Origin of the sequence: Sinomonas cellulolyticus, assembly GCF_014656475.1 — a bacterium.
Classification (GTDB): domain Bacteria; phylum Actinomycetota; class Actinomycetes; order Actinomycetales; family Micrococcaceae; genus Sinomonas; species Sinomonas cellulolyticus.
Genome location: NZ_BNCM01000008.1, coordinates 135074 through 157694 on the forward strand (window position 1 = coordinate 135074; position 22621 = coordinate 157694).

Annotated in this window: 16 protein-coding genes; 4 read left to right on the top strand and 12 right to left on the bottom strand. The window is 70.6% G+C overall.

Annotated elements, in window-relative coordinates:
* Positions 1–96: 96 nt before the first annotated feature.
* From IE231_RS11820 to IE231_RS11835, 4 genes are all read right to left on the bottom strand, one after another.
* Positions 97–2175 (bottom strand): phosphocholine-specific phospholipase C, encoded by a 2079-nt coding sequence (locus IE231_RS11820; protein ID WP_189694175.1) that lies wholly within the window; start codon positions 2173–2175, stop codon positions 97–99.
* Between the two features lie 216 nt (positions 2176–2391).
* On the bottom strand, positions 2392–3147 hold the full coding sequence (locus IE231_RS11825) for a MerR family transcriptional regulator (RefSeq protein WP_189694176.1): 756 nt from the start codon (positions 3145–3147) through the stop codon (positions 2392–2394).
* Between the two features lie 230 nt (positions 3148–3377).
* Positions 3378–4691: a C4-dicarboxylate transporter DctA gene (gene dctA / locus IE231_RS11830; RefSeq protein ID WP_189694177.1), complete on the bottom strand. Its 1314-nt coding sequence runs from the start codon at positions 4689–4691 to the stop codon at positions 3378–3380.
* Between the two features lie 58 nt (positions 4692–4749).
* On the bottom strand, positions 4750–5889 hold the full coding sequence (locus IE231_RS11835; protein WP_189694178.1) for a PrpF domain-containing protein: 1140 nt from the start codon (positions 5887–5889) through the stop codon (positions 4750–4752).
* 126 nt (positions 5890–6015) lie between these two features.
* On the opposite strand from IE231_RS11835, the gene IE231_RS11840 reads away from it, so the two are divergent.
* Complete coding sequence (locus IE231_RS11840; protein ID WP_189694179.1) at positions 6016–6927, top strand: LysR family transcriptional regulator; 912 nt, start codon at positions 6016–6018, stop codon at positions 6925–6927.
* 43 nt (positions 6928–6970) lie between these two features.
* Here IE231_RS11840 and IE231_RS11845 read toward each other — a convergent pair whose 3' ends face one another.
* The 6 genes from IE231_RS11845 to IE231_RS11870 all read right to left on the bottom strand — a co-directional run bounded on the left by IE231_RS11845 (position 6971) and on the right by IE231_RS11870 (position 15310).
* Positions 6971–7855 (bottom strand): PaaX family transcriptional regulator, encoded by an 885-nt coding sequence (locus tag IE231_RS11845; RefSeq protein WP_229866782.1) that lies wholly within the window; start codon positions 7853–7855, stop codon positions 6971–6973.
* 56 nt (positions 7856–7911) lie between these two features.
* Complete coding sequence (locus tag IE231_RS11850) at positions 7912–9132, bottom strand: kynureninase (RefSeq protein ID WP_189694205.1); 1221 nt, start codon at positions 9130–9132, stop codon at positions 7912–7914.
* A gap of 90 nt (positions 9133–9222) precedes the next feature.
* Positions 9223–10107 carry a tryptophan 2,3-dioxygenase gene (gene kynA / locus IE231_RS11855; protein WP_189694180.1) on the bottom strand — a complete coding sequence of 295 codons (885 nt, stop codon included), beginning with the start codon at positions 10105–10107 and terminating at the stop codon, positions 9223–9225.
* Positions 10108–10171: 64 nt separating this feature from the next.
* Entirely contained in the window at positions 10172–11596 is a 1425-nt protein-coding gene (locus tag IE231_RS11860; RefSeq protein WP_189694181.1) for a carboxylesterase family protein, read from the bottom strand.
* Entirely contained in the window at positions 11593–13572 is a 1980-nt protein-coding gene (locus IE231_RS11865; RefSeq protein ID WP_201896949.1) for a flavin-containing monooxygenase, read from the bottom strand. Before IE231_RS11865 ends, IE231_RS11860 begins: the two co-directional genes overlap by 4 nt.
* A 124-nt stretch (positions 13573–13696) precedes the next feature.
* Entirely contained in the window at positions 13697–15310 is a 1614-nt protein-coding gene (locus IE231_RS11870; protein WP_189694182.1) for an FAD-binding oxidoreductase, read from the bottom strand.
* An 80-nt stretch (positions 15311–15390) separates the two neighbouring features.
* On the opposite strand from IE231_RS11870, the gene IE231_RS11875 reads away from it, so the two are divergent.
* Positions 15391–16389 carry a LysR family transcriptional regulator gene (locus IE231_RS11875; protein WP_189694183.1) on the top strand — a complete coding sequence of 333 codons (999 nt, stop codon included), beginning with the start codon at positions 15391–15393 and terminating at the stop codon, positions 16387–16389.
* A 29-nt stretch (positions 16390–16418) separates the two neighbouring features.
* Here the strand turns inward: IE231_RS11875 and IE231_RS11880 are convergent, their stop codons facing one another.
* Together IE231_RS11880 and IE231_RS11885 are read right to left on the bottom strand one after the other, a co-directional pair.
* Positions 16419–17753 (bottom strand): NtaA/DmoA family FMN-dependent monooxygenase, encoded by a 1335-nt coding sequence (locus IE231_RS11880; RefSeq protein WP_201896950.1) that lies wholly within the window; start codon positions 17751–17753, stop codon positions 16419–16421.
* A 258-nt stretch (positions 17754–18011) separates the two neighbouring features.
* Positions 18012–19397: an MFS transporter gene (locus tag IE231_RS11885; RefSeq protein WP_189694184.1), complete on the bottom strand. Its 1386-nt coding sequence runs from the start codon at positions 19395–19397 to the stop codon at positions 18012–18014.
* A 206-nt stretch (positions 19398–19603) separates the two neighbouring features.
* On the opposite strand from IE231_RS11885, the gene IE231_RS11890 reads away from it, so the two are divergent.
* On the top strand, positions 19604–21097 hold the full coding sequence (locus tag IE231_RS11890; RefSeq protein WP_189694185.1) for a 4-hydroxyphenylacetate 3-hydroxylase N-terminal domain-containing protein: 1494 nt from the start codon (positions 19604–19606) through the stop codon (positions 21095–21097).
* Positions 21098–21129: 32 nt separating this feature from the next.
* Complete coding sequence (locus IE231_RS11895) at positions 21130–22578, top strand: MmgE/PrpD family protein (RefSeq protein WP_189694186.1); 1449 nt, start codon at positions 21130–21132, stop codon at positions 22576–22578.
* Positions 22579–22621: the final 43 nt, after the last annotated feature.

Below are 22621 nucleotides of genomic sequence, written 5' to 3' on the forward strand. Positions count from 1 at the left end.
GGCCTTTCGGGTTGCGCCCCGGGCAGAGGGGCATGGATGTGTTAGGGGCGTCGGAGCATGTGGGCCGGCAGGGGGCTCCCCTGCCGGGCACCGAGGTCAGCGGCCCAGCTGGGGGTCGCTCGTGAGGGTGCGGGCGTTCTCGAGCCGTCCGGCGAGGACCCGGATGAGCTTGGGGTCGGCCGAGGCGGTGACCGTGAGGTCGTACCATCCGCCCTGAGTCGGGACCACGACCGTCTTGCCCTGGCCCGGGTTGAGCGACAGCGATTGCGACCCGGCGCCGTAGGCGTCCTTGAGGGTGAGCTCGGCCTTGGCCGGTCCGGCGTTCTCGATCCGGAACTGCGCATGAGGGGCGGCCCCGTCGGCCGTCACCGTCACCCGGAGGTCCGCGGCCGCCGTCGTGCCGGCGAAACGGCGGTACCAGCCGTTGGGGCCGTGCATGTGCACGTCATACTCGGCGCCCAAGGCCCACGCGGCGTCCAGCGATGCGGCGGCACCGATCGTGTAGGAGTATGGCGCCTGCGGCAGGAGGTTGGAGCGCACCTGCACGTGCGCGCCGGATGTTCCGCGGTTGGTCCAGCGGGCGGTGAGCTTCCCGCCGTCGAGCGTCGCCTCGACGTCGAGCGCGTAGCCGAGCCGGCGGGACGGCCGCGTTCCCTTCTCCTGCGAGGGCATGGCGTTCGCAGCGGGCGGAGTGGGGACGTAGTTCGGGTACTTCTTCCCACTGGCGATGTCGGCCGCGCTGGGATGGTCCGCCGACATGTCCGGCAGGGCCGGTACGGTGCCGCCGGCGGCGGAGAAGTCGAAGGCGCTCGTGAGATCGCCGCAGACCGCGCGACGCCACGGGGTGATGTTCGGTGAGGCGACGCCGAAGCGGGTCTCGAGGAAGCGGACGATCGAGGTGTGGTCGAACGTCTCGGAGCAGACCCAGCCGCCCATGCTCCACGGGGACACCACGATCATGGGCACGCGGACGCCGAGCCCGAAGTGCCCGGGGATGTCCTTGCTGCCGTACGAGGTCGGTGTGCCGTCGTACCACTCGCCGTCCGTGGTCACTGTGGACGCGCCCGGGATCTGGGGCGTGTTCGGGTGCGGCGGGACGATGTGGTCGAAGAAGCCGTCGTTTTCGTCGTACATGAAGAAGACGGCCGTCCTGCTCCACACCTCGGGGTTGGACGTGAGGATGTCCAGGATGTTCGCGGCGTACCACGCGCCGTAGTTCGGCGGCCAGTTCGAGTGCTCGGTGTAGGCCTCGGGCGCCACGATGTAGGACACCTGGGGCAGGGTCCCGGTGGCGACGTCCTGGCGGAAGATGCGGAAGAGGTCGTCGTGCCCGTTGAGGATGTTCGTCCCGGTGCGGGCCTTCTCATAGAGCGGCGAGCCCGGCGCAGCGTTCTGGTACTGCTTGAAGTACAGGAGGGAGTTGTCGCCGTAGTTGCCGATGTAGGGGTTGCCGGTCCAGCCCTCGTAGTGCGCCGGGTCCAGGCCCTCGCCGATATCCTGGTAGACCTTCCAGCTCACCCCGGCCTTCTCGAGCTCTTCGGGGTAGGTGCTCCACCAGTAGCCGTTCTCGCCGTTCCACAGGTCCGGGCCTCCTCCCCGGCGGTGCGGGTCGTCGCCTCCCGTGAACATGTAGTAGCGGTTGGGGTCCGTGGGGCCGAGCACCGAGCAGTGGTACTGGTCGCACACCGTGAAGGCGTCGGCGAGCGCGAAGTGGAACGGGATGTCGCGCCGTTCGTAGAAGGCCATTGTGGCCTCCGACTTGGCGGGCAGCCACTTGTCGTACTTGCCCGCGTTGAAGGCCTCATGGGTCATCTTCCACGAGTGGTCGAGGTCTTCCATGAACTGCATGCCCAGGTTCGGGGCCGTCGGGTGGTACGGGAGGACGTCCCGTGTCCCGTTGTTCTGGTAGAAGGCGCTCTTGCCGCCCGGCAGGACCGCGGGGTGCGGATCCGAGAATCCACGCACGCCCTTGAGCGTGCCGAAGTAGTGGTCGAATGCCCGGTTCTCCTGCATGAAGACCACCACGTGCTCGACATCCTTGATGGAACCGGTGGCGCGGTTCGCAGGGATCGAGGCTGCGCGCGCGATGCTCTGGCCGAGCATCTGGGAGACCGCAGTGCCGGCGGTCGTCACGGCTGAGAGCTGGAGGAAACGTCTGCGGTTCAGGCTTGTCATGGGCTGCTCCTAGTGCACACTGCCGGATAGAACCCCCAGGCGGTCCGGGCGAAAGGTGCGTGACGGCCGGACCAAGCCTCGCCCAGCATTGTGGTCAGACCTTACGTCCCTGTGAACGGCCTATGACGGTTTCCCGAACCCGCCGGGAATGGCAGCCAACGGGGCGCACGACGGCGGGTTCCCGACCGCCGTCGTGCGCCCCTGCGCCCCGAGCTGCTACAGCTCCCTGTCCGCGTACGAGTGCAGGGCGTCGCGGACGAACGCCGCGCCGTCGGCACCGCCGTAGTTCTTCGCGAACCGCGGGTCCGCGACGTACATGTCGGCGAGGCCGAGCACGTACTCCTTCGCGGGGCCGTGCGGGTAGCCAGGCGTTCCCGGGATGCCCGCGAGCCACTGCACGTGGCGGGCCGCGAGCGCTTGGGCGGCGGCGCCGTCGGGCTCCTCGCCGGCGGCGGCGGCCGCCTGCCAGTCCGTGCTGAGCCGGGCGACGCGGTCCTGCCACTCCTTCTGCCCCTCGGGGCCGAAGCCCCGCCACCAGGCGTCCGAGTCGGCGTAGGCCTTCTTGCCCCAGCGCTCCTCGACCTCGTCCTTGTACTGCGTGTGGTCGAATCCTTCGAACATATCCTCTGCCATGAGTGGTCCTCCTGTCTCCAATGCGCTGATGGTCTGCTCCACGGCCCGGGCCTGGCGCGCGAGCCGGTCCCGCTCTTCGCTGAGCCACGCGAGGTGGCGGCGGAGCGCGGGGGCGGCGTCGGCGTCGCGGGCGAGGACGCGGGCGATCTCGTCCAGCCCCAGCCCGAGCTGGCGCAGCAGGAGGATCCGCTGGAGCCTCACGAGCGCTGAGCGGTCGTAGTAGCGGTAGCCGTTGTGGCCCGTCCGGCTCGGCTCGAGCAGGCCGATGCTGCCGTAGTGCCGCAGCGTCCGGCTCGTGGTGCCGGCGAGCCGGGCCACCTCCTGGATGCTCCACTCCATGCCGTTCCTCCTTGTGCTTCTACGGTAGGAGTTGACGTAGCGTCAAGGTCAAGCCGGCGATTCACGTCGCGCGCAGAACAGCGCAGAGCCGGGGACGCGCACGACGGCGCGTCCCCGGCTCTGTCTCCCGGCTCTGTCTCGACGGTGTCAGCCCCGGCGTCGGCTCCCCCGGCTTTCGGGGTGCCTGTTGCGAGCTGCGTGAGCCGGCGCCGGGAGGCTTGTGGGGTGGGTCAGTGCACGAGCGCGGGCTCGGGTGCGGCTGCGTGCTCCTCGGCCGGGACGGGGACGTGCCCCGTACGGAGCTCGGTGCGGAGCTTCTCGGTATCCAGCGCCTTCTCCCACTTGGCGACGGCGATGCAGGAGACGATGTTGCAGACCGTGCTGGTCAGGGCGCGGGCCTCGCTCATGAACCGGTCGATCCCCACGATGAGGGCCACGCCGGCCACCGGGAGGGTGGGCATGACGGTCAGGGTCGCGACGAGTGCCACGAATCCGCTGCCGGTCACCCCGGCCGCGCCCTTGGACGTCAGCAGCATCATGCCGAGCATGAGCAGGATCTGGTCCCAGCTGAGGTGGATGTCGCAGGCCTGGGCGATGAACATCGAAGCGAGCGTGAGGTATACGGCCGTGCCGGTGAGGTTGAAGGAGTAGCCGGTCGGAACCACAAGGCCCACGACGCCGCGTTCGCACCCGATGCGCTCGAGCTTGGACAGCAGGCGGGGCAGCACCGGCTCGCTCGAGGAGGTGGCCAGGACGATGAAGAACTCGTCCTTGAAGTAGCGCAGGAGCTGCCACAGGCTGAAGCCGGTGACCTTGGCGAGGATGCCGAGGCCGATGACCACGAAGGCGATGCAGGCCGCGTAGAAGGCCAGGATGAGCATTCCGAGGTTGCCGATCGAGTGCGCGCCGTACTTGCCGACCGTGAAGGCCATGGCGCCGAAGGCGCCGATCGGGGCGACCTTCATGATGTAGCCGAAGACGACGAACAGGAGCTTGTTGAAGCTGTTGACCACCTCGAGGGCGAGCTTGCCCGGCGCACCGAGCTTGGTGAAGGCGAAGCCGCACAGGAGGGCGAGCAGGAGAACGGGCAGGACCTCGCCGTTGGCGAAGGCGCCCACAAAGGTGGAGGGGATGATGTTCAGCAGGAAGTCGGCCGGGTTGCTGCTGGGCAGCTGGCTTGTGTACTTCGAGGCCACGGACGCGTTGAGGTGCGCGGGGTCGATGTGCATCCCGGCCCCTGGCTGGAAGAGCAGGACCGCGCCCAGGCCGAGGGCAAGCGCCAGGGCCGTGAGGGTGTAGAAGAGCCCGAGCGAGCGCAGCAGGGTGGGCCCGACCTTCTTGGTGTCCGTCAGGGAGGTGATACCGCTGACGATCGTGCAGAACACGATCGGGGCGATGAGGAACTTCACCAGCTTCACGAAACCGTCGCCAAGCGGCTGGAGGGAGGAACCGAGGTCGGGCCACAGCGCTCCGACGAGGACGCCGAGCGCGACGCCGATGAGGACCTGGACATACAGGTGCCCGAGGATGGCCTTGATCTTCATTGAACAACTTTCCTGGGAGAGCGGCCTGTCCATCATGACAGGACCGAGGGGTATGGGACTAAGCCGCCTGGGTGGCGGAGGGGGCGACGTCGATGTCGGCGACGGCGAGGTGGCGGGCGGCGCGGTGAAGGGCGACTTCCTCGATCTCGCCGACACCGCCCATGACGATCTCGGTGGTGACGACACCCGCCGGGGTGCCGACGCGCAGGAGCCGCGTCCTTCCCGACGAGGCCTGCGCGGCCGAGATGGCCTTGGCCACCACGGATCCGGGCTGCGCGGCGGCGACGGAGACTGCGACGGCGGAGGTCAGGCCGATTGCCGGATGCGGGGCGAGCATCGAGAGCATCCGCACGCGCACATCATGGCTCTCGGCCGAGATGCGCGTACCGTCGGCAGCCGTGTAGTCGGCGGCGGACGCGACGACGCCGACCTTCGGCACCGCGTGCTGCGGCGGATCCTCGGGGCGCCTCAGGCCCATCACCAGGCCGGCCGCCCCGCGGATGGCGATGAGCCGGCCGAGGTGCTCGTCGAGGTCCCCGGTCATCGAGGACAGGTCGACGCCCAGTTCCTCGGCACTGACGAAGGCCGCGGGCGCCCCCGCGTCGACGAGGGTCGCCGTGACCGGGACACCTTCGGCGACGAGCTCGGTGGCGGCGGTCCCGGCCGGCAGGACGCTGCCGGTCGTCTTCCCCCACGGGGCGTGGAAGGACAGGCTCACAGGCACGCCGAGGGCTCGGCTTCCCGGGACCGCGGCGCGTCCCGACGTCGGCACGCGGCCGCCCGGGGTCGGAACGGTGCCGCTGAGCACGGCGCCCGTGTTGACGTTGCGCATGCTGACGCGCGTGGTGCCGTCCTGGGCGGGAACCAGGCCGGCTTGGACCGCGTAGAGCGCGATCGCAGTGGCGCAGTTGCCGCAGTTGGAGCCCAGCTCCACGCTCGAGTCCCCGATGCCGACCTGGGCGAACAGGTACTCGAGGTCCGCCGGGCCGCCGGGGGTGGGCCGGACGATTGCTGCCTTCGAGGTCGTGGACGTGCCCCCGCCGACTCCGTCGAGCTGGCGCGCATCGGCTGCCCCGAAGGCGTCCGCCAGCAGGCCTCGGATCTCGTCGCGGCTCGTCGCGTGGCTCGCGACGTCGTCGGCGTCGAAGAGCCAGCACTTGCTCGTGCCGCCTCTGTACCAGTGCCCGCGAAGCTGCATGGCCTCTCCTTCAGATCGTGGAGTGCTGTAGACCACAGCACCTGCTCCTTCTACGATCCGCGCGCCGCGGCTTCAGCACAATCTCGAAAATCTTGAGGAGTATCTAGTTCTGCTAAAGTCTCAGCCATGGCCACTCTCGACCTGCATCGTCTGCATGTGCTCCGCGAGGTGGCGCGCGCCGGTTCCCTCACCTCGGCGGCAGCCGTCCTCTCGTTCACAACGTCCGCCGTTTCCCAGCAGATCTCGAAGCTCGAGCAAGAGGTGGGAGTCGCCTTGGTCGAGAGGCATCCGAGGGGCGTGGCCCTCACCGATGCTGGTGCGGCGCTCTTGGGCTATGCCGACGAGATCGACCGGACCATCGGCGCGGCCCTGGCCGAGATGGGCGAGTTCGCGGGGCTCCGGCGCGGACAGCTGCGGATGGGCACCTTCCCAACTGTCGGGGCCTCCCTCATGCCCGACGTGGTGCGCGCCTTCCGGGCGCAGCACCCGGAGATCGCCGTGACGGTTGTCAGCGGGCGGCGGGACGCCCTCCTCGACCACCTGCGCCGACGCGACATCGAGTTGTCCCTCCTGTGGGACTACCCGTGGGAAGAGGTGCGGGACAAGGAGCTGACCCTCATTCCGCTCATGAAGGATCCGACCACCCTGCTCGTGCCCCGGGACCACCCCGTTGCGAGGCGGCGGTCCGTCCGGGTCGACACGCTCGAGGGCGAGGAGTGGATTGTCCGCGACGAGCACCCCGTCGCCGATGTCCTCCGCAGGATCTGCCGGGAGGCGGGCTTTGACCCCCGCATCGCCTTCGAAGCGAACGACTACCAGGAGACGCAGGGCATGGTGGCAGCGGGCATCGGCATCGCGCTGGCCCCCCGGCTCGCCCTCAGCGCCCTCCGGCCGGATGTCGCTGCCGTTCCTGTGGCTGCCGCTCCCGCGCGCCGGATCCTGCTCGCGCATCTGGCCGGCCGCCGGCTGAGTCCCGCAGCCGCCCAGTCGGTGTCTGTGTTCCGCTCCATTGCCCGGGAGGCGGCTTCAGTCCGCTGAGGCCGCGTCGCACCCAGCAGGCCGCTCAGCCCTGTCAGCCCGATCAGCCTTCTCCGCCTGCGTTCCGCACGAACTCCCCCGCCGGGACTTCGTGTGCCGTGCGGATGCGTTGGAACAGCGCGATGCACTCGGGCCCCGGCCAGTCCGGGGGGAGCAGGCTCTCGGGCAGGCCTGGGTCCAGATACGGGATCATGCGCCACGCGTCGATGCAGTGCACGTAGGCGGCAAAACTCTCCGCCGGGCCCGCACTCACGGCCGGGACGTCGGCTTGGCCGGCAATGAACTGACGATGCAGCTCCGCGATCGCATCGAGGTCCCACCAGCGGCTGACCTGCTCGGTTGCGGAGGGCCCCTCCGGCAGTCCGCGCGCGGTGAACAGCACCACGTGCTCCGCGAGGCCGAGGTCCTCAACCGCCCCTGCGACCTCGTCCCGCAAGTACTCCGGGCAGATCCACACCCCCGCCTCGACGGAGCCGCAGCCGATCCAGCGCAGCTGCTTGCGCAGCTGATGCCGACGGTCGCGCATCGATTCGGGGATGGAGAACACGATGAGGCACCACTCGGCGTCGGGCGTCATGCTGCGGGGTTCGTGGATGCGCCGGTCGCCGCGCGCGAGCATCGCCTCCGCGCCACGCGCGAGCGCGTAGCCGGGGACGCCCTCGCGCGCCACGGCCTCGAGGAGACCTCGCTGCTTGACGCGGCTCAGCGCGGTGCGGGCCTGCGGGACGGGCACGCCCAGGGCACCAAGGAGAGCCAGAAGGACCTCCGTGGCCATCCAGCCGCCGGCCTCGCGGAGGTAGAGGCCGACCACGGTCCGCAGCAGTGAGACGGCGCTGCCGGGACGGGAGACCATGTCGTCGGCCACCCGCGGCAAGTCCTGGACGACCTTCGCCGGCGGATGGACGAAGTCCACAGGGCCCGTCTTCATGGACGACTCCGCTCGGCGCGCTTCCGTGGCGGCCTCGTCGGCGGTGCCCGCTCTGCTCACGAGAGCTCGGCCAGGGCGTCCCGGATCGCCGCGATCCCGGCCTCGACCTCCTCGAACGAGGTGCTCAGCGGCGACAGCCCGATCCGCAGTCCGTGCGGCGGCCGGAAGTCAGGGATCACGCCGCGTTCCCACAGGAGGGCCGTGACTTCCCGGAATCGCGGATGGTTGATGGTGACATGCGAGCCGCGGACACCGGGATCGCGCGGGCTGGCGAACTCGACGCCGAGGGGCGCGAGGTCCCGGTCCACGAGGGCGGCGGCGAATTCCGTCAGCCGCACGGACTTGTCACGGATCGCCTCGATGCCGCCAGCCTCGGCAATGAGCTCGACCATGCCGGAGAGCGGCTGCATCGCGAGGATCGGCGGAGTTCCCGTGAGGAACCGGCGCATGCCTGCGGCCGGCTCGTAGGACTCCGTCATCCCGAACGGGTCCGCGGCACCCATCCAACCCCAGATCGGCTGGCGGAGAGCGTCTTGGAGGTCCCGCCGCACGTACCCGAACGCGGGCGAGCCGGGGCCGCCGTTGAGGTACTTGTACGTGCACCCGACCGCGAGGTCCACGCCCCACGCGTCGAGCGCGAGCGGCACGGACCCGGCCGAGTGGCACAGGTCCCACACCACGAGCGCGCCGGCGCGGTGGACGGCCTCCGTGATCGCCGCGGCATCGGCGATATACCCGGAGCGGTAGGCGATGTGGCTCAGGAGCACGACCGCGGTCCTTTCTCCGAGTGCCGGCTCAACGTCCGCGCGCGTCACCCCGGTGGAAGGATCCGGCGTAATCCATCGGATCGTCGCGCCCCGTTCCGCCGCGATGCCCTCCACGATGAAGCGGTCCGTGGGGAAGTTCTCGGAATCGACGACGATCTCGTCGCGGCCCGACCCGGCCTGGACGTCGAGCGCCGCACGGACGAGCTTGTAGATCATGACCGAGGTCGAATCGGCCACGACGGTCTGGCCAGCCGCGGCACCGAGGACCACCTCCCCGAGGCGGTCTCCGAGCCGGAACGGCTCCTCCATCCACTGCTCATCCCAGGCCCGGATGAGCCGCTGGCCCCAGGGCCCGGCAGTGAACGCGGCGAGCCGGTCCCCCGTGTCGGCGAGCGGGCGGCCCAGCGAGTTGCCGTCGAGGTAGGCGACAACCGGCTCGCCCTCGGGGACGAGGAACCGCTCGCGGAACCGGGCGAGCGGATCGGCGGCGTCGAGCGCGGCCGCATCCAAGGTGGTGAGACCAGCGGCCGAAGACGCGGCCGCGTCCGGCGCGGCGGCGCCGTCGTGCGTCGAGGAGGAATCCACGGAATGGGCCACGGCTCAGGCTCCGATCTCAGTGCGGACGGCGTACAGCTCGGGGAAGAACGTCAGGTCCAGCGCGCGCTTGAGGAAGTCGACGCCGGAGGAGCCGCCGGTGCCGCGCTTGAAACCGATGGTGCGCTGCACGGTGCGCAGGTGGCGGAAGCGCCAGAACTGGAAGTTGTCCTCGACGTCCACGAGCGCCTCGCATGACTCATAGAGGCCCCACGGAGTCCCCTCCTCCTCGTAGATTCGCCGGAATACGGGCAGGAGGTCGTCGTGGAACGTCCAGGGCTCCGACACGTCCCGCGTGAGGATGTCCTCGGGAACTCCATACCCTGCCCGGGCCACAGCGCGCAGGAACTCGTCGTACACGGTCGGCTCCTCGAGGAGGCCCTCGAGCAGGGCTTGCGCCTCGGGCTCGGACGAGAAGACCTTGAGCATGCCGCGGTGCTTGTTGCCGAGGATGAACTCCACGGCCCGGTACTGGTAGGACTGGAAGCCCGACGCGTTCCCCAGATCGCCGCGGAACTGCGCGTACTCGCGCGGTGTGAGGGTCGCGAGCACGGTCCACTGGTCCGTGAGCTGCTTCTGGATCGCCTTGACCCTCGCGAGGCACTTGAGCGCCATCCCGAGGTCATCCGCGGCGAGCCGGGCCCGGGCCTCACGCAGCTCGTGGAGCATGAGCTTGAGCCACAGCTCGGACGTCTGGTGCTGGATGATGAACAGCATCTCGTCGTGGTGCTCGGGCACGCTCACGGGATGCTGGGCGTTCAGGAGCCGGTCCAGGTCGAGGTAGCGACCGTAGGTCATCGCTCCGTGGAAGTCAGTGCGGACGGAGTCCTCGATGGTACGGACGCCGCTGGTCGGTTGCTGCGTCGGCGCTGACGGCTGGGGCTGGGTCATACCTCAACGATATCAAGATCATGACGTGCGTCAAGAGAGTGATATCTCCGAGGTTCCCTCATGCTCACGGCTCGGCGCGCCGGATCGGCTCGCCGCCCGCGCGGTCCGGCACTTCCTCGACGCGCACGACGCCGCTCACGCACCCCACTGCGCGCACCTCGCCTGGCGCCGTGGTCACCAGCTCCCCGGAGAGGCACCGCACGAGCGGCTCCCGCCAGGCCGCGGCGACGGCGTCGAACCCCTCGGCGGGGACGCCCGCAACCATGGGCGCGTCGTACCACTGCGCGCGGTTCGCGAAGAGGAACGGGAGGTCGAAGCAGTGGGCCGCGCCGGCGCCGTCGGGTGCGGCCTCGACGTCGAGGCGTGAGACGTGCACGGCGACGCCTGCCGCGCGGAACTGGGCGGCGAGCTCGCGGGCTGCGGAGGCGAACTGGTACTCGGTCATGTCCGCAATCATGCGCTCCCATGGAGTCCCACCGGCAGGCCGCTCGGCCGGCCGCGCGAAGTGGGCGGACCGGAAGCCGTCCGCGGCCGGCCCCGGAAGGCCGGCCGCGGCCGCCGGCGGGATGAAGGCACGGGCCTCATCGGCGGTGGTGGCCAGGATGACCTGCTCGACGCCGACGAGCCGGGCGACCGCTGTGGGCCAGTCCTGGACGTCAGCGCGGAGCCGTCCGCCCGCGAGGGGCTGGGCGCCGAGACCTCGGCCTGCCCACGCCCGGTTGACCTCGGCTGTAGCGGCGAGGAGCGCGGCCGTGTCGCCGGCGGCCGCGCCACCGAGGGCCTCGGCGAAGACGCGGCGGCGCGCGGCAGAGCCCTCGGGCCCCGGCGGCGGCTGGTACGGGAGGCTGTACAGGGCGAGGCGCCGGATGCGGCCGGCGAGCGCGGGGTCCTGCGCTGCGGCGAACGCGAGCCAGGCCCCGGCCGACTGGCCCGCGAGCGTGACGTCCGCCGGGTTGCCGCCGAATCGGGCCGCGTGCCCGAGGGCCCACTCGACCGCAGCGATCGCATCGGCGATGGCCGCCACCGTCCCGTCGGCGCCGGGCGTGAAGCAGGCCGCCGCGCCGAGACGGTACGCGGGCACCACGAAGACGGCGCCGGTGGCCCGGGCGAGATCGGACGCGTCGTACCAGCGCAGCGACGCGCCGCCCGAGACGTAGCCGCCGCCGGGCAGGAACACGACGACGGGGGCGCCGGGGCCGGCGTCGGCGGGGGCATACACGCTCACCTGGAACGCGTCGTCGTCCTGTTCGACCTGCGAGGCCGCCGGGCCCAGCAGCCAGTCGAGTCCGCCCGGCAGCTGCGGGAAGATCACCTGTTCCTCGACCGTGCCCGGTGACGGAGGAGGGACAGTCACAGTCGGCGGGAGGTGGCCGCCGCCCCCGTCCGCCGCCCCGAGACGAGCCCACCGGCAGCGGGTGACGACGATGCCGTCAGCTCCCCGGCGAGCGTCGGACGCCCGGGACGGCCGCAGGGCTCCAGCGGCGCTCACGGGAGCGGCTCGTACTGTGCCGGGTCGAGTTCGCGCGTCAGCTTCCAGTACTCGAGAACAGGAAGGGGCCAGACCTGGGAGACTCGCCCGAACCTGTTCTTGTACCAGGTGTGCACGCTCGGGTGGCCCCAGGCCTTGGTGGCGCTTGCGGCATCGAGGCGCTCGTAGAACTCGTCGAGGACCTCCTGCTTCAGGTCGAGTGCCGCCCAGCCCTGCTCCAGTTCGCGGCGGATGCCGTCGAGCGCGTACTCGAGGCCGTACTCGATCATGGAGAACAGGCTCCCGTTCACCACGTGGCCGGTGTTCGGGCCCGAGACGATGAACAGGTTCGGGAACCCCGGGACGGCCATGCCCAGGTACGCCTTCGCATCGCCGGCCCAATACTGGTGGAGGTCGCGGCCCGCTCGGCCGGTGATCCGCAGCGGCTCAAGGAACTCGCTGGCCTGGAACCCGGTGGCATAGACGACGGCGTCGAGTTGGTGCAGGGTGCCGTCCCCGTCCACGATGCCCTCGGGAACGAAGTGGTCGAGGCCGGAAGTGACGAGAGTGGTCTGCGGCTTCCGCAGCGACGCCGCCCACACGCCGTTGTCCCGGAGCATGCGCTTGCCGCCGAGCAGGTAGTCCGGGGTGACCTTCTCGAGCAGGTCCGGGCGCCCAGCATACTGCTCCCTCAGCAGAGCGCGCAGGGACTCCTGCACCCTGTGGTGGACTTCGGAGATCGAGTCCTCGGCCGCCCAGTCGGGGTCGATCACCGTGGTGTGCTGGCGCCCTTCCACTCCGAGCCAGTGCTGCCACAGCCGCAGCCACTGGCCGAAGTGGGGCAGGTGGTCCGAGAGCCACAGCACTGCATCGGGCATGTCGTCGTAGTACATCGGGGTGGGCAGCATCCACGGCGAGCTGCGCTGGAAGACCGTGAGCGAGGCAACCTTGTCGACGATCGCCGGGACGATCTGGTAGGCGCTGGCGCCCGTGCCGACCACCGCGACGCGCTTGCCGGCAATGTCGACCCCGTGGTTCCACTCCGCCGAGTGCATCTGGGCCCCTGTGAAGGAGTCGCGGCCCGGGGTGGCGGGGACCTTAGGACGGTCAAGCTGGCCTACGGCCGTGAAGACGGCGTTGACCCGGTGGACGGTGGGCGTGCCGCCGACGAGGACGCGCACGTCCCACTGGCGGGAGTCCTCATCCCAGGTGATGGACTCCACCTCCGCCCCGTAGACGATGTCCTCGAGGAACCCGCCGCGCTCGGCGACCGCGCGCGTGTAGTCGTGGATCTCGTGGCCCTGGGAGAACTGCTGCGGCCAGTCGTCGCGCTGGGCGAACGAGAAGGAGTACGCGTAGTTGGGGGTGTCGAGGCGCACGCCCGGGTAGGTGTTCTTCCACCACGTGCCGCCCACGTCGTGGCCCTTCTCGAAGACCTTGACCTCGATGCCGGCCTGCTTGAGCCGGTACGCGGCCGCCATGCCCGCGACGCCGGCGCCGATCACGGCAGCGGTGAATGTGCGGCCCGGCGCAACCTCGTCGACGCGCCACCGCGGGCGGCCGTTGGCCTGCGGGGCGAGGGCCATGTCGTGCTTGAGGAGCGGGCGGTACGCGGCGTCGGCACCGTTGGTGATCCAGTCGACCACCGCGTCGGCCTCCTCGTCGCTGAGGGTGCGGACGCGGGTGATGCGCTCGTCGCGGACCCGCTTGAGCGCGGCGAAGGCGAGCTCGCGGGCCTCGGCCTGCTGCCTCTCGCTCATGCCTCCATGCGGCGTGCCGACGGTGTCGACGGGCGGCTGCGGGGGGCGGAGGTCGTCGCGGAGGATGCCGAAGTCGCCGGTCGCGGCAGCGAGGGCGACCATGAGCGCCGGAAGCTCGACCGACTTGATGGTCTGCGCGAGGAACGCGTCGTCCTCGGTGATGGGGGTGTACTGCTCGCGCGTGTAAAGGTCGTCGACCTCGTGGGCGAGGTCGACGGGTGCCAGCGATTCGGTCACAGTGCTCTCCTGGTGTGAAGGGCCGCCCGGGTGAGCAGCGTCACGTGTAGATCCATAATAAAAAGAAGGAATGTAGTGTGCAGTTAATAATGCATTATGTTCCAAGCGGGCCTTTGAGCGCCGGTCAGGGGGCCGGGGCCAGCGATGGGGCAGCTGCGGCTTCGGACGAGCGGGCAGCTCGGAACCGGGCCGGCCAGACGCCCTGCTTGCCGGGGGCGATGATGCCCTTCGGGTCCACGGCGTCCTTGAGCAGCTCCTGGAAGCGGAGCGCCGCGTGGTCGTTGAAGTCGAAGCCTCCGGCGATCCGGTCCATGTAGTCGACGTGGCTGCGGTACGGCGCGTAGCCGTGGGCGCGGGCGGCGGCGAGGAGGCGCACGTACAGCTCGCGGGCGCGGGCGAGCATCTCCTCGTTGCCGCGCTCGAAGAAGATCATCGTCACGTGGACCATGTGGCGGGGGTACAGGTGGTAGCCGATGTACAGGTCGAAGCCGTACTCGGCGTAGAGGGCCTTCGCCTCCTGGTAGAACGCGTAGACCTCCTCGCCGCGAGCCGGGATGATCGGCGCGGCGTCGATGTGGCCGCCGTTCTGCGAGGCCCACGCGACGGTTGAGAGGGGCCGGAGCGTCGGCACTCCGGCCATCTGGGTGCGGTCGGCCTCGGCGATGCGCTCATGCTCGAGCGCCCGCCCCTCCTCGCCCTCGTAGATCCGCGCGTCGACCACGGCGCCCGGGATCGCGGCGGTGACGCGCTCGCGCACGATCTCGACGCGCCGGCGCACGAGGCCGGGATCGCCGTACAGGCCGAACTTCGCGTTCCACTGCCCGATCCCGAACTCCCGGCGCATCTCGTCGAGCCGCCAGTCAGGGATCGAGCCCTCGCCGTTCCAGAAGTCCTTCCGCACCCCGCGCATCGTCGCGGCGCGCACCACGTTGCCACACAGCGCGTTGTTCTGGATGATGTCCTCGCGGCGCAGCTGCGTCAGCACGTCGATGAGGGCAGGGAGGTCCTCCTCGCGCTCCACCATGATGTCGCCGTTCGCGAACGCCTGCGGCGCGGGCATGAGCCACAGGCCGCCGGAGACGACGACGCCGAGGTTGGACTGGGTGAACAGCCCGTCGAGCGTCGGCCCGAAGCCGCCCTGGAAGATGGGGCCGAGGTCCGAGTCCGCCATGGCACCCATGCCGGTGCGCAGGAGATCGCCGTCGGGCAGCACGACCTCGAGCCCGCAGAGGCTCTTGACGTGGTCCCCGAGCGGGGTCATTCCGTAGCCGCGGTCCAGCATGTTGCCCAGGATCGAGCCCCAGCCGAGGGCGGGGACGCTCATCCAGAGGTTGAGGCCGTGCTCCTTGATGTACTCGAACAGGTCGAAGAACGTCACCCCCGGTTCGACGACGGCGTACCCGAGCCGGTCGTCGACCGCGAGGATGCGGTTCATGCGGGAGAGGTCGAGGGCGACCATCCCGTGGTCGCGCGGCTCGGGGCCGCCGTAGCCGAGGTTCTTGCCGCGGGAGAACGTCCACAGCGGCGTTTCGGTCTCTCCGGCGAGGCGCACGATGGCCTGGACCTCCTCGGTGCTCCCTGGACGGACGCCGGGCCAGGCGGAGCGGCCGTTGTTGAGCGGGTACGGGTCGAGATACCCGTCCTCCCCGTCCGGGCGGACCACATTGTCGGCGCCGACGATCTCGACGGCACGGCTGAGGAACTCCTCGCGGGGATCTCTGGCGGGGTTGCGGGACATGTTCGCTTCCTTCGTTCTTCTCACTAGTTGTTAAGCGGCTGGACCGGGGAATCGCCCCGGGAGGCCGCTAGGCTGGGCGCGTGATCCCCGAGCAGCAGCCCGCCCTCACGCTGAGGCAGGCGTGGCACTTCGTCGTCGCGGCCGAGTCCGGCACGCTGGCCGAGGCCGCGCGCCGGCTGCACATGGCGCCGTCGGCCATCTCGACCTCGGTGGCCGAGCTCGAGCGGGCCGTGGGCTCCGAGCTCCTCGTCAAGCGCCGGGCCAAGGGGGTCACGCTCACGGCCACAGGCCGCGAGGTCCTGGGCATGGCCCGGGACCTGCTCCGGCTCGCCGACTCGATCGCAGCGTTGTCCCGCGAGGATCGCTCGCAGCTGCGCGGCCCGCTCACGGTGGGCTGCGACATCACCCTCGGCCCCACGATCATCCCGGCGATGCTGAGCGACTTCGCCCGGCAGTGCCCGGGGGTCGAGGTGGACTTCGTGGAGGGCTTCCACGAGGACGTCCAGGAGCGGCTGCTCGCCGGCGCACTCGACGTCGCGTTCGTGTACAACGCCGCGGTGGACCCCGCGCTCACGACCGTCGCCCTCGCCACCGCCGCACCGCACGTCCTCCTGCCTGAGCACCACCGGCTCGCCGAGTCGGCGACCGTGCGGCTCGCGGACATCGCCGAGGAGCCGCTCGTGCTCTTCGACTCGCCGCCACTCGGGGGACGGGTCCTGCAGCTGTTCCAGGAGGCGCGCGCCGTGCCGACCGTGCGGCACCGCTCCCGCTCCTACGCGACGGTGCGGTCGCTCGTCGCGGTCGGCCGCGGCATCGCCGTGCTGTACCAGCAGAAGGCGCTCGAGGCGCCGTACGCCGAGCTGGGCGTGCGGCTGCGGCCGCTCTCCGTGCGCGGCGCCCTGGCCCGGCCGGTGCAGGTAGCCCTCGCGGCGCCCCGCAGCACGCGCCCGTCGGTGCGGGCGCGCGCCTGGATCGACGTCGCGCTCGAGCTGTTCACCGGTGACGGAGCGGCCGACGGCGCGCCCTCCGGCGGTGCGGACGGCGCGGCCGGCGCGGCCGGCGCGGCCGGCGCGGGCTGAGCGGGCTGAGCGACGCACGGGGAGTCCGCTCAGGCGAGCGCGGACTCGCGCTTGGACGAGGGGTAGGGGAGCCCGAGGTTCTCGCGGAGCGTGGTGCCCTCGTACTCGTGCCGGAAGTAGCCGCGCTCTGCGAGCTCGGGGACGAGCTTGTCGCAGATGAGCGCGAACCCGCCCGGGTTGAACGGGGCGTTGAGGTTGAAGCCGTCGCACGCGCGCGCCTCGAACCACTCGATCATGCGGTCGGCAACGGCGCCCGGGGTGCCCGCCATCCACTGGTGCCCGGTCGAGCGGGCCAGGTCAACGATGAGTTCCCGCAGCGTCATGCCCTGGTCCACGCTCTTGCGGCGGTAGATGTGGTACCGCGAACCGCGGGAGGGGTCCTCACTGAACCACCCTGCGGGGATGGCCTCGTCGAGGTCGAGGGAGGAGAGGTCGAGCTTCAAGTCGGCGCCGACCTGCTTGCGGCCGTTCTCCATGTGGATGTTGCGCGCAAGCTCCCCGGCGAGCTCGTCGGCCTCGGCCTGGGTCTCGCCGAGGATGGGCAGGATGCCGGGGATGATCTTGATGAGCTCGGGGTCGCGCCCCTTCGCGGCCGCCTTGGCCTTGAAGTCGGCGTAGAACTCGATGGACGGCTGCAGGAGCGGCTGGGCCGTGTAGATGCCGTCCGCCACGGACGTGCCGAGCTCCACGCCGGGCGCGGACGAGCCGGCCTGGACGAGCACCGGCCGGCCCTGCGGCGAGCGCGGTCCGGGCAGGGGGCCCTGGACGCGGAAGTACTCACCGACGTGGTCGATCGTGTGGATCTTGGACGTGTCGACGTACCAGCCTGACTCCCGGTCGTTGATGACGGCGTCGTCCTCCCAGCTGTCCCAGAGCTTCTGCACGACCTCGACGAACTCGGCCGCGCGGCGGTAGCGAGTGGGGCCGTCGGGGGCCTCGGTGAGGCCGAAGTTCTGAAAGCCGTCCGAGCTCGTGACGATGTTCCAGCCCGCGCGGCCACCCGACATGTGGTCGAGCCCCGCGAGGAGCCGGGCGACGTTGTAGGGCTCGTAGAACGAGGTCGAGATCGTGCCGATGAGGCCGATGTTCTTCGTCACCGCGGCAAGCGCCGCGAGCGTGGTCATGGGCTCGTAGAAGCCGTTCATCTTGATATCGCCGCGCATCACCGTGTTGGCGTGGGCGATGTCGCCGAAGAACACGGCGTCGAGCTTGGCGGCCTCGGCCATGCGGGTGAGATCGGCGACGAAGTCGAAGTTGGCGAGCTCGTCCGCTCGGCTGCCGTCCATGCGCCAGCTGTCCTTGTGGTAGCCCGCCGGCAGCATGAACGTGGTGAGCACCATGTGGTGTCCGCGCGAGTTGGTCATCGAGAGTTCCTTTCAGCGCACCGGGCGCATCGCCGCGGTGATCCCTTCCATCGTGGCCTGCGACACTTCGTCTCGTAAACCATCGAAATCAGGAGGAGATGATCTAAAAAACCGTCTTTACGGCGCACGACGGCGCGGCGTCGCCTGCGCGCACGAGCCGCGGGGGCGGCGTCGTGCGCGCAGGGGCGGAGGGGGCGGGGGAAGTGCCGAGGTCACGGACGGGTGCGCGTCAAGCGCACCCCATGGCTAACGCCGCACTCAGCGCGCACTCGCGGCGCCGGACAGGCCCTGCGCCCGAACGGGCTCAGGGGCGCTCTCGCCGTCGGGGCCGAGGCGCGTGCCCTCGCGGCTGAGGAGGATCGCGACGAGCCCGGCCACGAGGATGGCGGCCCATGCCACGCCCACGAGCAGGAACGAGCCGCCGCCCGTCATCGCGAGCGCGGTCGCGAGCATCGGAGTGAGGCCCGCGCCCAGGGTCGAGGCGGTCTGGTACGACAGCGAGGCGCCGGTATACCGGACGGCGGCCGGGAACTGCTCCGCGATATACGCGCCGATCGGGCCGGCGAGGAGGCCCTGGATGAGGCCGTTGCCCACGAGCACGGCGACGGAGAATCCCACGAGGGTGCCGTCGCGCAGGAGGACGAGCGCGGGGTAGACCCACAGGAGGCCGAGGATGCCGCCGGCGGCGAGGACTGCGCGGCGGCCGAGCCGGTCGCTCAGGCGCGCCGCAGCGAAGCACACCACGATCGTGACGACGGCAGCGACTCCCTTGACATTGAGGATGCCCTCACGGTTCACTCCCTCGTCGTATGCGACGGAGACGCCCCACGAGGTCAGGAAGCCCTGGCACGTGTAGAAGCCGAGCGACGCGACAAGCGTGAGGAGCAGCGGGCGCCAATGCTTCCGGAACACCTCCACCACGGGCAGGGTCTTGCGACGGTGGGCATCGACGGACTCGGCCTCGAGCCGCAGGAAGACCGGCGACTCGGCGACCTTGAGCCGGACGACCATGCCGATGAAGATCAGCACTGCAGAGAGCAGGAACGGGATGCGCCAGCCCCAGTCGAGGAACGCGGGCCCCGTCAGGGCCGAGGCGCCGGAGACCACGAACGTGGCAACGAGCCCGCCCGCCGGGCCGCCCGAGTTGGCGAACGCGGCAGCGAGGCCGCGCTTGGAGGCGGGGGCGTGCTCGAGGGCCATGAGGGTCGCGCCGCCCCACTCGCCGCCCACCGAGATGCCCTGGATGATGCGCAGGACCACGAGGAGGACCGGCGCGGCGAGCCCGATGGCCGCCTGGGTGGGGAGGAAGCCGACGGCAACCGTGGAGAAGCCCATCATGAGCATCGAGATGACGAGCATGCGCTTGCGGCTCACGCGGTCGCCGAAGTGGCCGAACACCATGCCGCCGAGCGGGCGGGCGATGTAGCCGACGGCGAGCGTGCCGAACGAGGCGAAGAGCCCGACAGCGGGCGGCAGGTTCGAGAAGAAGACCTTGTCGAAGATGAGTGACGCCGCGGTGGCGTACAGGATGAAGTCGTAGTACTCGATGATCGAGCCGATGGCGCTCGAGGCGAGGATGCGGCGCAGGTCCTTGGTATTGAGCGTCTCGGAGGGGCGCTCGGCACGCGACGGTGAGTGCTTCATGGGGGTGCCTTCTGCGGGGAAAGGTGATCGGTCTCACCACAGGATGACACAGATCACGACCCAATAGAACATTGTGATCTTGAAAAAATATTCTTCTGCGATTCTGCAACTCGTTGCCTCCGGCCTCTTGCACCCTTTCCACCAAGTTTGTAATCTTGACCACAGAATGCATTTTTGCCCATCGGGCACGACACAAGGAGGTCACCGTGGCAGCACGGACCGGAGAGCAGTACCGAGCCGGACTCGCGGACTCGCGGGAGGTGTGGCTCGGCGACCATCGCATCGACGTCGCGACCCACCCGGCGTTCGCAGGATCGATCGCGGGCATGGCGGCGTACTTCGACTACCAGCACAAGTACGCGGACGACTGCCTCATGATGGACCCGGAGACCGGCGAGGAGCACAACGTCTCGCTGCTGCGCCCGCGCAGCGCCGGGGACATCGACCGCCGGCATCGCGCCTTCGATCGCCTGGCCCGCTACTCGAACGGCATGCTCGGCCGCACCCCGGACTACGTCAACGTGGTCCTCGCCGGCCACGCGAGCCGGAAGGACATCTACGACCGCTCGGGCGACCCGGTCTACTTCGAGCGGCTCGAGGCCTACTGGCGCCTGGTCCAGGAACGGGACCTCGCCCTCACCCACACGATCGTGCACGCAGCGATCGACAAGAGCGTCGGCGAGCTCCAGGGCATCAACGAGGACCTGACGCTGCGAGTCGTCGAGCGCACCGACGCGGGGCTCGTGGTCCGCGGCGCCAAGATGCTCGCGACCCTCGGACCGATCGCTGACGAGCTGTACGTCTACCCGGCCGTGCCGATCCAGAAGGGCTACGAGGAGTACGCGCTGTCCTTCGCGATCCCGGTCGCGACGCCCGGCGTCGTGGCCGTGTGCCGCGACCACTACGGGGTCGACATGGACGTCGTGGACCGGCCGTTCTCCTCGCGGTTCGACGAGCAGGACGCCGTGATCATCTTCGACGACGTCCTCGTCCCGTGGGACCGCGTGTTCATCGACGGCGACCTGGGCGTGTACAACGCGATCAACGCTGCGACGGCCACCGGCAACACGCAGCAGCAGACCGCGATCCGCGCGTCCGTCAAGCTCGAGTTCGCCTACGACCTGTGCACCCAGATGGCCAAGGTGACCGGCACCGAGGGCAAGCCCGAGACGGCCTCGATGCTCGGCGAGATCTACTCGTACCTGCGCATCGCGCGCTCCGTCGTGGCCGACGCCGAGAACCGCGCCTCCGACTGGGGCGGCGGGGCGTTCTTCTGCCACGACGACATCTCGTCGCTACGAACCGTCATGCCGGTCTGGATGGCCCGCGTCAACGACATCATCAAGTCCATGGGCTCGCACAATCTCCTCGCGACCCCGACCGCCCGCGCCTTTGAGGACCCGCGCCTCGGCCCGCTCCTGCACAAGTACCTGCCCGGCGCCAACGGGATCGCGCCCGAGGAGCGCGCCCGGATCTTCCGCACCGCATGGGACTTCGCCGGCTCCGCCCTCGGCAGCCGGATCGAACTGTACGAACGCTTCTACCTCGGCTCCGTGGGCCGCGCCCGCGCCCTCGACCACAAGAAGGCCCAGGCCAAGGGCGAGACCGGCGCGTACGCGGCGATGTTCGCCGAGGCAGGCATCCGGCCCGTCCCCGCGGCCCCCGACGAGCTCGACAACCTCGCCACCACGACCGCCTGACCCCGCTCCCCCACCGCTGGAAGGAGGCGACCATGACCGTGGCCGCCCAAGCCGACACTGCCCCATCCCCGGCGCCCCCGGACACGACGCCCGCCTGCGCCCTCGCCGCTCGCGCGCAGCTCACCTCGCGCCTGGCCTCCCACGTGGCGGCCACCAGCCCGGGTGAGATCCCCGCGGAGGCCCGCGAGCGCGCCGTCGTGCGCCTCGTGGACGCGATGGGCTGCGCTCTCGCGGGGCACCGCGCGCCGGGGGCGGCCGAGCTCGTGGCGCTCGCCGCGGACTGGGGCGGCCGGCCGGACGCGCGCATCCCCGGCACCGCCGTGAGGGTGCCGGCGCGCACCGCCGCGTGGGCGGCCAGCGTCCTGACCCGCACGTTCGACTTCGAGCCCGTGAGCGCCGAGGGCCCCGGCGCGCAGGAGGTCGCCGCGCACATCACGGGGACCACGGTCCCGGTGGCGCTCGCAGAGGCCGAGCGGCGCGGGGCGACCGGCTCCGAACTGCTCGACGCGCTCGTCCTCGCGGACGACGTGGCGGCGCGGCTCGCCGTCGGCAGCGGCTTCGACGTGTACTCCGGCCAGGACAACACGGGGACCGTCAACGGCATCGGTGCCACCGCCCTTGCCGCGCGGCTCGCCGGGCTCGGCGAGCCCGGGCTCGTGGACGCGTGGGGCCTAGCGGTCCAGCAGCTCGGCGGATCCGTGGCCCCGATCTTCGACCATGCGCCCGCGTTCCGGCTTCCGATGGCGTTCGCCGCGCAGGCGGGCGTGACCGCCGTCGAGCTCGCGGGGATCGGGTACCGCGGCGAAGACGACCCGCTCGCCGGCCGCTTCGGCTTCCTCGACCGGTTCTGCGCGGACCCGGGGCCCGAGATCATGCTCGAGCGGCTCGGCGAGGTGTTCTGCGCCGACCGCGTCATCAAGCCGTGGAGCTCGTGCCGCGCGAGCCACCCGAGCCTCGACGCCGCCGCCCGGCTGCACGCCCGCGGCGTACGCCTCGAGGACGCCGCCCGCGTCCGCATCCACGTCACGCCGCGCACCGCAGCCGGGTTCGTGGGTGCCGAGTGGGCCCCCGGCCGGACCCCGGAGGTCGACGCCGCGTTCAGCCTCCGCTTCACTGCCGTCGCGGCGCTCGCGCACGGGACCGTGCGGCCCGAGCACCTGCTCGCCGCCGGCGACCCGGCGCTCGGCGAGGCCGCGGCCGCCGTCGAGATCGTCCCCTCGCTCGCCCCGAGCGAATACCTCACCGCGGAGGTCGAGGTCCTCACGCACGACGGCGCGACGTTCCGCGAGCGCGTCGACGCGCCGCTCGGGGACCGGCACCACACCCCGCTCACGCTGGCCCAGGTCGAGGGGAAGTTCCTCGCAAACGCCGAGTTCGCGGGCCTTCCCGCAGACCGGGCCCGCCGAGCCCTGCACCTCGCGCTGGACCTCGCCGCCGCGCCAGGCGTCGGGCCGCTCCTCGACGCGATCACGCTCCCGTGACCCACGTTGCCGCGGCGCTGCCTCGGCGTTGCCCCATCAACCG

Bases quoted from the DNA above. Each gene is read 5' to 3' on its own strand.
- IE231_RS11820 (WP_189694175.1), bottom strand. From the start codon at position 2,175: ATGACAAGCCTGAACCGCAGACGTTTCCTCCAGCTCTCAGCCGTGACG.
- IE231_RS11825 (WP_189694176.1), bottom strand. From the start codon at position 3,147: ATGGAGTGGAGCATCCAGGAGGTGGCCCGGCTCGCCGGCACCACGAGC.
- dctA (WP_189694177.1), bottom strand. From the start codon at position 4,691: ATGAAGATCAAGGCCATCCTCGGGCACCTGTATGTCCAGGTCCTCATC.
- IE231_RS11835 (WP_189694178.1), bottom strand. From the start codon at position 5,889: ATGCAGCTTCGCGGGCACTGGTACAGAGGCGGCACGAGCAAGTGCTGG.
- IE231_RS11840 (WP_189694179.1), top strand. From the start codon at position 6,016: ATGGCCACTCTCGACCTGCATCGTCTGCATGTGCTCCGCGAGGTGGCG.
- IE231_RS11845 (WP_229866782.1), bottom strand. From the start codon at position 7,855: ATGAAGACGGGCCCTGTGGACTTCGTCCATCCGCCGGCGAAGGTCGTC.
- kynA (WP_189694180.1), bottom strand. From the start codon at position 10,107: ATGACCCAGCCCCAGCCGTCAGCGCCGACGCAGCAACCGACCAGCGGC.
- IE231_RS11870 (WP_189694182.1), bottom strand. From the start codon at position 15,310: ATGTCCCGCAACCCCGCCAGAGATCCCCGCGAGGAGTTCCTCAGCCGT.
- IE231_RS11880 (WP_201896950.1), bottom strand. From the start codon at position 17,753: ATGACCAACTCGCGCGGACACCACATGGTGCTCACCACGTTCATGCTG.
- IE231_RS11885 (WP_189694184.1), bottom strand. From the start codon at position 19,397: ATGAAGCACTCACCGTCGCGTGCCGAGCGCCCCTCCGAGACGCTCAAT.
- IE231_RS11895 (WP_189694186.1), top strand. From the start codon at position 21,130: ATGACCGTGGCCGCCCAAGCCGACACTGCCCCATCCCCGGCGCCCCCG.